We start from the raw sequence: 1,421 nt of genomic DNA, 5'->3' as shown, positions 1-1,421 counted from the left end.
TGACGACTGTCCTAAGTCCGACTTTGGTCCGATGATGAAGTGGACCGAAGTCTGAGCGGAGGAACCTTTGCGACAGCCTCGGATTGGCTTCAGCATGGCGCTAGGATGACATCATCAGCGCAAGTAGCCCAAAGGAGATGATTATGAGAATGCATCTTCCCACTGTAGCCGCCGGATTTCTGCTGCTGGCAGGGGTTGGCGCTGCCGCCGCTCAGGATTTGGTGATCGAGCCCGAACAGGAGACCGTCATCAGAGGATATGTGAAGAAGCAGCCGCTCGCGTCGGTGAAGATTCCTGGAGTGGAGCTCAACATCGGTTCAGCGCTGCCCGATACGGTCGAGCTACACGAGGTTCCTGACGTCAAATACCGGTACGTTGTAGTCGACAACCGGACCGTCCTTGTCGATCCGGATACACGCAAGGTCGTCAAGATCATCAACTGAGGACTTACGACGGAGCTCGCCCGCTTTCAGGAGGGCGGGGCAATTTCTACCGCCCAGTCAAAGAACTCGTAAGGAGGCGCACTATGAACTCCCGGCAAACCAACACGTTGGAGGTGTGCTGCCTTCTTGCCGTTCCGATATTGCTTATTTGAATAGTTTTAGTGGCCGGTCTCGTTCTTAGCTGAGTGCGTGTCACAATGGGGGCGAATTCATGGATACCAGGGCTGAGGGAAACGCAGAAAAACTGGCGCGAGGGGAATTCGAACTCAAAGCCGAGCGGTATGGCGTGAATGCCTTTCTTCTCGTTGTCGAGCTGATCAACTTGCTCGAAAAGCGTGGAACGATCAGCAGCGATGAGGTCGCCGAAATGGCGGACGCCGTGGAACTCGTTGTTGCGGAATCCAGTCAACCCGACTTGGACAGCATCTATCTGATGCGGGCTATCGCCGCCGCTCGCCGGCCAAGATAACTTCTTGTTTTCCTAGTGGTGACTTAAGGCATGCGCTGGTTTTGTTCTCCTGTTTTTGTAAGGACTGACCAACCGGAGGGGCGCTATGGTGTCGATCACGCTCAAGAAGCCGCCGAGCAGCTTCTCAAATGGTCAAAACGTGGCGCCAGGTGGCACAAGGCTATGAGACTTTGCCAAGCTGTCCAGGAGGGTGATCGGATAGATCCGCAAATCATTCGGAAGGCTTTCGAGGCAGCGGCCAAGGAATCCGAGATGTTGTACCCTTCCGAGTAGGGGCCCATCAGTGTCTGACCCGAAAAGAAGTTGAGTGATATCGGTCCACATGTGCCTCTCCGTCGATGCTTCGCAATACCGGCTGAATCACAAGTCGCTGATATCACTTGACTTCTTTTCGGGTCAGACACTCACGCCGCCTGTCGGTCGAAGCACCGGAGCCCCACAGGGCGCGCGTGAGCAGGTTCCGTTTGCCCTTGGGCGGGACAAGCTCGATATCACTGACAAGCTTCGCA

3 protein-coding genes are annotated in these 1,421 nt (G+C 55.2%); all 3 read left to right on the top strand.

Going from position 1 to position 1,421, the window contains the following annotated elements; translation table 11 throughout:
• Positions 1-143 precede the first annotated feature (143 nt).
• The 3 genes from MESS2_RS29365 to MESS2_RS29355 all read left to right on the top strand — a co-directional run bounded on the left by MESS2_RS29365 (position 144) and on the right by MESS2_RS29355 (position 1,185).
• A complete protein-coding gene (locus MESS2_RS29365) occupies positions 144-443 on the top strand; it encodes a DUF1236 domain-containing protein (RefSeq protein ID WP_008878330.1) in 300 nt (99 codons plus the stop codon).
• A gap of 211 nt (positions 444-654) precedes the next feature.
• On the top strand, positions 655-912 hold the full coding sequence (locus tag MESS2_RS29360; RefSeq protein WP_008878329.1) for a hypothetical protein: 258 nt from the start codon (positions 655-657) through the stop codon (positions 910-912).
• Positions 913-942: 30 nt separating this feature from the next.
• Positions 943-1,185 carry a DUF982 domain-containing protein gene (locus tag MESS2_RS29355; protein ID WP_008878328.1) on the top strand — a complete coding sequence of 81 codons (243 nt, stop codon included), beginning with the start codon at positions 943-945 and terminating at the stop codon, positions 1,183-1,185.
• Positions 1,186-1,421: the final 236 nt, after the last annotated feature.

Source organism: Mesorhizobium metallidurans STM 2683 (assembly GCF_000350085.1).
GTDB classification, from domain to species: Bacteria; Pseudomonadota; Alphaproteobacteria; order Rhizobiales; family Rhizobiaceae; genus Mesorhizobium; species Mesorhizobium metallidurans.
Note: the sequence above shows the minus strand (reverse complement) of the source record. Positions and strands in the feature narration are given on the sequence as shown.

Excerpts from the sequence above, each read along its gene's own strand:
- MESS2_RS29365 (WP_008878330.1), top strand. The coding sequence starts at position 144 with ATGAGAATGCATCTTCCCACTGTAGCCGCCGGATTTCTGCTGCTGGCA.
- MESS2_RS29360 (WP_008878329.1), top strand. The coding sequence starts at position 655 with ATGGATACCAGGGCTGAGGGAAACGCAGAAAAACTGGCGCGAGGGGAA.
- MESS2_RS29355 (WP_008878328.1), top strand. The coding sequence starts at position 943 with ATGCGCTGGTTTTGTTCTCCTGTTTTTGTAAGGACTGACCAACCGGAG.